Origin of the sequence: Flavobacterium sp. UBA4854 (assembly GCF_002399805.1) — a bacterium.
GTDB classification, from domain to species: Bacteria; Bacteroidota; Bacteroidia; order Flavobacteriales; family Flavobacteriaceae; genus Flavobacterium; species Flavobacterium ginsengisoli.
In genome coordinates this window covers 42,449-49,880 of sequence record NZ_DHEI01000135.1, presented here as the reverse complement: position 1 = coordinate 49,880, position 7,432 = coordinate 42,449, and the positions used below count along the sequence as shown (strand labels likewise).

Below are 7,432 nucleotides of genomic sequence, written 5' to 3'. Positions count from 1 at the left end.
ATCAATCTAACTTAACCTTAAACCAAAAAAAAATGAGTTCAATTTCATCTGATATTAAACCAAAAAAACATTACGAAATTCTAGACGGACTGCGTGGAGTTGCAGCTATTTTAGTTGTTGCTTTCCATATTTTTGAAGCCTTTGCAGGCGGAAACCGTTTTAAACAAATTATAAATCACGGATATCTTGCGGTAGATTTCTTTTTTCTTTTATCAGGATTTGTTGTCGCTTATGCATATGACGATCGTTGGGGTAAAATGGGACAATGGGAATTCTACAAACGCCGTTTAATTCGTTTACAGCCAATGGTAATTCTAGGGATGATCATTGGGGCTATATTTTACTATTTTCAAGCTTCAGACGCATTATTTCCAATGATTGCGGGAATGGAAGTCTGGAAAGTTATTTTAACTATGGTAATAGGTTTTACACTTTTACCAATTCCACCTTCATTAGAAATTAGAGGTTGGGGAGAAATGCATCCTTTAAATGGACCGGCATGGTCGCTTTTTTTCGAATATATTGCAAACATCTTGTACGCCTTAATCTTTCGTAAATTTTCGAATAAAGTAATGTCGGTCTTTGTATTAATATTTGCCGGGTTGCTAATTAATTATACAGTTTTCGGATCAAAAGGAGACGTAATTGGCGGTTGGTCATTGAATTTGGAGCAAATGAATGTCGGTTTTACGCGTTTATTATATCCGTTTTTTGCTGGAGTATTACTTTGTCGTCTAGGAAAACTTATTCATGTAAAAAATGCCTTTTGGATTTGCAGTATTTTAATCACGATTGTTTTGGCACTGCCAAGATTTGGAGACGAAAATAGTCTTTGGATAAATGGTTTATACGAATCAATCTGTATTATTTTAATTTTTCCGCTTATTGTGGCAATTGGAGCAGGAGGAGAGATTAAAAATGAATTTTCATTAAAAATATGTAAGCTTCTAGGAGACATTTCGTATCCAATTTACATTACGCATTATCCGTTAATTTATTGGTTTACAGCTTGGGTTGTAGATAATAAAGTTAGTATGGAAAATGGATATTTAGAAGGAATTGGAGTTTTAATTGTGACCATAATATTAGCTTTCGTATGCTTAAAACTATACGATGAACCAGTTAGAAAATGGCTTGTAAATAAATTTCAAAAAAGAAAAGTTTCTTTACAGTAAAAAGAGGCAAAGATTCAAAGAAATAAGGTACAGAGCTGAAAAACTTTATTCCTTTGCAACTCTGAACCTAAAAATAATGAATTTCTAAATTTTGTTAGTTATAGATATTCAAAAAGGGATAAACTTAATTGTTTATCCCTTTCTTATTTATTTTTGAAACCCGAATGTAGAAATGTAAAATTACATTGCAGAGGTTCGCTCTTTCAAAAACAATAATGATTCAATTATTGCAATTCATAAAAATTTCTCTTTCCAATTTTGATTTTTGTTTCTTTTTCTAATAAAATCAATTCGTTTGGATTTATAATTTTCTCATTATTGATTTGAACCGCACCACTTTCAATTAATCTTCTATTAGCTGATTTTGTTATATCATTTTTAATGAATGCACAAAGATTAATCAAAGTCATTTTATTGGTTTGATTTTCTAAAGAAGAAATCGAAACAGGAATAAATGATTTTGATGCTGCATTTTTACTTTGAAATTGATTAATGAAAAATTGTTCTGCTTGTTCTGCTTCATTTTGATTATGGTATTGGCTGATGATATTTTTAGCAATTAGTTTTTTAATATCCATCGGATTTTCTTTCTCTAATCTTTTCTTGATTTCTTCTTTTTCTTCGAATGAAAAATTGGTTGTCAATTCTAAAAATTCTAAAATAAGAGCGTCAGGAATCGACATCGTTTTACCAAACATTTCATTTGGTTCATCAATTAAACCAATTGTATTATGAAGCGATTTACTCATTTTTTCCTTTCCATCCAATCCCTTAAGTAAAGGCATGCACATCACAATTTGTCCCGAAAGTTTAAAACTTTCCTGTAACTGTCTTCCCATAGTGCAGTTAAATAATTGGTCAGTTCCGCCCATTTCGATATCAGCATTAATTTTAACCGAATCAAAACCTTGCAAAATTGGGTAAACCAATTCATGCATTGCAATTGGTGTATTCTCGCTAAAACGCTTATTAAAGTCATTTCGATGCATCAATTGTGCAACCGTCACATTTGACATAATCTGGATCACTTCAGAAAAAGGAAGTTCGTCCAGCCATTCTGAGTTGAAAACAATTTTGGCCTTTTCAACATCAATAATTTTAGACAATTGCGAAATGTAGGTTTCTGCGTTGTGCTGTACTTCTTCAATACTTAAAGGTTTTCGGCTTTTATTTTTTCCAGTCGGATCACCGATTCTAGCCGTAAAACTTCCAACAACAATTACAATTTGATGTCCTAAATCTTGAAATTGTTTCAGTTTTTTAAGCACAACAGCATGCCCCAAATGCAAATCTGGAGCAGTTGGATCAAAACCCAGTTTAATAATTAATTTTCTGTTTTCTTTTTTAGCTAGGTTTAATTTTTCTTCTAAGCCATTTTCGGGAAGAAAGATGGCAGCATTTTCTTTTAATTTTTGAATTGTTTCCATTTTTTTGAAAATAAAAAAGCCCGGACGAAATGCCCGGGCTTTAAGGTTTATATAATTTATCTATTTAATTTACAGTCGTGAATACGTTGAATTATATGCATAGCCTATCCGAGCAGATATTATTGCATAATAATAAGTGCTGAAAAAAGGAAGACGTAATATGCTGTTCAAGAATTTCATATCGACTGCAAAGATAAATGTTTTATAGTAACTTTTAATTCATTGGACGAATAATAAAATCTAATTTGATCTGCTTTAATCTGTATAAATCTGCGTAAAAAATTGATGTGCAAAAGTATTTCACGCTCCCGATAACTATCGGGATTAAAAGATTTCAGCAGATTTACACAGATTTGCATTTAAACCTGTATTATAGAAAACAACAAAGGTTCAAAGGAAAAACTTTGTCCCTTTGAACCTCTGTTACTTTGTATCTTAAAAAATTATTCTAAAACTAATTGACCTAGAGCCTCTTTAGTAAAACCTTTTAATTCGTCAGTTTTTCCTGCTTTGATTTTAGCCACCCAATTTGGATCAGATAAAAGAGGTCTTCCCACGGCAACCAAATCAAAATCGCCTCTGTCAAAACGTCTGTTTAATTCGTCTAAAGAAGTTGGTTGTGAACTTTCGCCAGCAAATGCTCCGAAGAAATCGCCAGAAAGTCCCACAGAACCTACCGTAATAGTTGGCGCTCCAGTTACTTTTTTAGCCCATCCTGCAAAATTCAAATCAGAATCCTCGAATTCTGGTTCCCAGAAACGACGTTGCGAAGCATGAATAATATCAACTCCAGCATCAACAAGAGGAGTAAGCCAAGCTTCTAATTCTTGCGGATTTTTAGCCAATTTATAGTTGTAATCAGAAGGTTTGAATTGAGAAAAACGCATAATTACAGCAAAGTCATTTCCAACTTGCTTTCTCACTTCTTTTATCACTTCAATAGCAAAACGATTACGTTCAGGAAGTGTTTTTCCTCCATAGATATCTTCACGTAAATTTGTTTCAGCTCTAAAGAATTGGTCAATTAAATAACCGTGTGCACCGTGAATTTCAACAGTGTCAAAACCTAATCTTTTAGCATCAGCAGCTGCTTTACCAAAAGCAAGAATAGTTTCTTCAATATCTTTTTCAGACATGGCAACACCATTTCTAAAATCAGGACGGTTTAATCCAGACGGACCTTCAAAAGGAACCGGCGGAACCCATCCCGAGTGGTGATTGTCCATAATTCCCATATGCCAGATCTGCGGTCCCATTTTTCCGCCCGCAGCATGAACTTCATCAATAACTTTTTTCCATCCGTTTAAAGCCAAATCGCCATAAAAGTGAGGAACATTAGCATCATTAGAAGAAGATTTTCTGTCAATAACAGTTCCTTCAGATAAAATTAAACCAACTTCACCTTCAGCTCTTTTTTGGTAATAAGCTGCCACTTCATCAGTTGGAACTCCGTTAGGAGAAAAAGAGCGCGTCATTGGCGCCATTACGATTCGGTTTTTCAGATTTAACGTCTTTAAGTTAAACTCAGAAAAGAGGTTGTTTGTACTCATAGTAATTTTACAAATTAGATTGAATTAATTTACTAAGTGCTTCAAAGGCACCTTCGTTACGTTTATAATAAGTCCATTGACCAACACGCTTGGCTTCAATAAAACCAGCACGCTGCAAAATAGACAGGTATTCGGATACTGTGGATTGCGTCAAACCAGCTTTGGCTTGAATCTGCCCAACGCAGACACCATGCTCAAATCCAGCATGTTCTAGTTGTCCCGGAAAGTTAATTTCGGGCTCTTTTAGCCATTCCAGCATTTGTAATCTGGACTTGTTGGATAATGCTTTAAATATTTCTATCGTTTCCATGATGCAAATATATCGACTTTTCCCGATATATGGATTTAAAGAAAAGTATTTGGGATAATTTTATGATTAGGAAGGACAAATGAAGAAGAATTTGATAAAGAAAATTTATATTTGTTTTTTATAATCTCATTGAGATATGCAGTTTTGTATGCTCATTTTATGTCATTTCGACGAAGGAGAAATCTCCACAAGTAACTCCGCAACGAATGTCTAATCTTTGTAGAGCTTCTCGTGAAGATTTCTCCTTCGTCGAAATGACAAACTAGTGTGTTGATTATGAGATTAAAACAAACCCCGAATAAACAAAACTTAATCATTATGAAAAAAACTTTACTTATTGCTACATTTTTATGCTGTGTAATCACCAATTCGAAAGCTCAAGTTGTAGGTGTAGATGTTGGAAATATTGCACCAGAAATTGATCTTCCAGACACAAAAGGAGAAAAAATTGCACTTTCTTCTTTAAGAGGAACTTTAGTTTTAATTGACTTTTGGGCTTCTTGGTGCGGGCCTTGCATTAAAGAACAGCCATTATTAATAAAACTGAATAATGCTTATCCAGATAAATTATCGATTTACGGAGTTTCGATGGATACGAAAAAGCCATTATGGACTGGAGCAATCGCAAAAGGGAAGTTGCCTTGGACAAATGTTAGTGATTTAAAATACTGGCAATCTCCAGTTGTTAGCGATTATATGTTGCAATCTGTTCCATTAAACTTTTTAATTGATAAAAACGGAATTATTTTAGCAAAAAACATTCACGGACAGGCGTTAGAAGCTAAAATTAAAGAGCTTTTAGAGGTGCAATAGATTTTCCTTAACCTCAAAGTGTTTCATCTAAAAGATTTTCTCTCGCAGATTTGGCAGATTGAGCAGATTTAAATTTTTATAAATAGAAGAAAAAATCTCCATAATCTGCCAAATCTGCGAGAGAAATAAAATTTTGCAATTGCAGTTAAAAACATAAAAGCCCAATTTAGATTGGGCTTTTAATTCTAAATTTTTAATTTTCTCTAAGACTCTTTAATTACTTTCTTTACACCTCCAAAACTAGTTTTCAGCATTTCTCTAATCTGAAACTGCGTTTTGTTTCCCGATGCGCTTTTCCAATCTTTGAGATCAAAAATATGAATTTGATCTGCGTAAGGATTTGTTAAAAATGAAATTCGTGAAATCGTATATTTATAGTATTTCAGTTCGTGCGAAACATGTCGATTTGGAACAACGATTAGAATGTTTTCCCAATTCAAGAAGTCTTTCGGAACGTCTTTTCTTTCTAATAATCCTAAAGATTCAAAAAAAGCGGTAATCTTCTGATCATTAAGTTTGTTAATCTTATGATCAAGGCTTTTAAAAGTACTTTGTAGTCTATTTTCGTTGATAATAGTACTCATCGTATAATTGCTTTTTATGATTTTAATATAAAATTACATCAAAAGAAAATCATTTTTGAATCTGAAGCCATTAGATTCATTCTAAATTTTAGAAACCGCTTTATAAGTATTTGTTATGAATGAGTTATCATGTTTTGATAAAATACTATTAATCTTTCTTTGTTAAAAGCTTTATTTTTATCGCTATTCGATTTTACTAACAACCAAACCTATGAAAACCAATTTTTTCTTGAGAACTATTATTTGTTTCTTAATTCTATTTTCAATTCCTGTTTTTGCACAGCGCAAATCGGACAGAGATCTTATTCTGATTGATAAAGATTGGCGCTTTTCGCTCGGTCATTTATATGACACAAAAAAAGATTTTGGTCACGCAGAAGGTTATTTTTCGTATTTGACCAAAACTGGATTTGCTGACGGACCTGCCGCAAAAGATTTTGATGATAGAGCTTGGAGAAAACTAGATTTGCCACACGATTGGGCAGTTGAACAGCCTTTTAACGAAAGCGCAAGTTTTAGTCACGGATTTAAAGCAGCAGGAAAAAACTATCCTGAAAAGAGTATTGGTTGGTATAGAAAGAAAATAACCATTTCGAATGAAGATTTGGGAAAAATTATTTCTCTAAAATTTGATGGCATTTTTAGAAATTCAAAAGTATTTTTTAACGGATTTTATTTAGGAACCGAAGAAAGCGGTTATAATGGTTTTAAATATGATGTAACGGCTTACATTAATTATGGCGGAGAAAATACAATCGTTGTTCGAGTTGATGCTTCGATGGAAGAGGGCTGGTTTTATGAAGGAGCAGGGATCTACAGGCATGTTTATTTGCAAAAAACAAATCCGCTTCATGTGGCACAAAATGGAACCTATGTAACTTCAGAAATTTCAAATGATAATGCTTTTGTTAATGCAGAAGTTAAATTGGAAAATAAAGGCCATTATAAAGGAAATGTACAAATAAGTCAAACTATTTTAAATGCTTCAGGAAAGCAAGTAGCAACGAATTCTGAAAATGTTTCGGCTCCAGAGTTTTACAAATCAAAAACATATTCATCAAAATTGAATGTCAAAAATCCGCTTTTGTGGGATATTGGTTCGCCTAATTTATATCAGTTAATTACAGAAATAAAAAGCGAAGGAAAAGTAATTGATGAGTATAAAACTTCGTTCGGAATCAGAACTATAAAATTCGATCCAGAAAATGGTTTTTTTCTTAACGGAAAACATGTAAAACTGAAAGGGACAAATAATCATCAAGATCACGCGGGAATAGGAACGGCGCTTCCTGATGAAATTCAGTATTATCGAATCGCTAAACTGAAAGAAATGGGTTCGAATGCCTATCGTTGTTCACATCATCCGCCAACGCCAGAATTATTAGATGCTTGCGATAAACTTGGAATGCTAGTTATTGATGAAACCCGTTTAATGGGAATAAACGATTATCATTTAAATGATTTGCAACGAATGATGGAACGAGATCGCAATCATCCAAGTATTTTTTGCTGGTCGGTTGGAAATGAAGAATGGCAGATCGAGGGAGGAATTACTGGTGAAAGAATTACCAAT

Annotated in this window: 7 protein-coding genes; 3 read left to right on the top strand and 4 right to left on the bottom strand. The window is 33.2% G+C overall.

The genetic code is table 11. From position 1 onward, the window contains the following. The first annotated feature begins 32 nt into the window (after positions 1-32). The gene (locus tag B3J44_RS19895; protein ID WP_198856032.1) at positions 33-1,175 is read left to right on the top strand and encodes an acyltransferase family protein; all 1,143 of its coding nucleotides are present in this window, start codon (positions 33-35) and stop codon (positions 1,173-1,175) included. A 224-nt stretch (positions 1,176-1,399) separates the two neighbouring features. On the opposite strand, the gene tyrS is transcribed toward B3J44_RS19895, so the two are convergent. The 3 genes from tyrS to B3J44_RS19880 all read right to left on the bottom strand — a co-directional run bounded on the left by tyrS (position 1,400) and on the right by B3J44_RS19880 (position 4,462). After that, positions 1,400-2,602 carry a tyrosine--tRNA ligase gene (gene tyrS, locus B3J44_RS19890; protein WP_286971022.1) on the bottom strand — a complete coding sequence of 401 codons (1,203 nt, stop codon included), beginning with the start codon at positions 2,600-2,602 and terminating at the stop codon, positions 1,400-1,402. 443 nt (positions 2,603-3,045) lie between these two features. After that, positions 3,046-4,152: an NADH:flavin oxidoreductase gene (locus tag B3J44_RS19885; RefSeq protein ID WP_198856030.1), complete on the bottom strand. Its 1,107-nt coding sequence runs from the start codon at positions 4,150-4,152 to the stop codon at positions 3,046-3,048. 7 nt (positions 4,153-4,159) lie between these two features. Then, entirely contained in the window at positions 4,160-4,462 is a 303-nt protein-coding gene (locus B3J44_RS19880) for an ArsR/SmtB family transcription factor (RefSeq protein ID WP_091496855.1), read from the bottom strand. 318 nt (positions 4,463-4,780) lie between these two features. Here B3J44_RS19880 and B3J44_RS19875 point away from each other — a divergent pair, with 318 nt between their 5' ends. Next, positions 4,781-5,275: a TlpA family protein disulfide reductase gene (locus tag B3J44_RS19875; protein WP_286971021.1), complete on the top strand. Its 495-nt coding sequence runs from the start codon at positions 4,781-4,783 to the stop codon at positions 5,273-5,275. 203 nt (positions 5,276-5,478) lie between these two features. Here B3J44_RS19875 and B3J44_RS19870 read toward each other — a convergent pair whose 3' ends face one another. Beyond that, positions 5,479-5,859: a hypothetical protein gene (locus tag B3J44_RS19870; RefSeq protein ID WP_198856028.1), complete on the bottom strand. Its 381-nt coding sequence runs from the start codon at positions 5,857-5,859 to the stop codon at positions 5,479-5,481. A gap of 211 nt (positions 5,860-6,070) precedes the next feature. Between B3J44_RS19870 and B3J44_RS19865 the strand changes: the two genes are divergently transcribed. Next, positions 6,071-7,432 (top strand): glycoside hydrolase family 2 TIM barrel-domain containing protein (locus B3J44_RS19865; protein ID WP_286971020.1); only part of this gene is annotated, 1,362 nt, incomplete at its 3' end.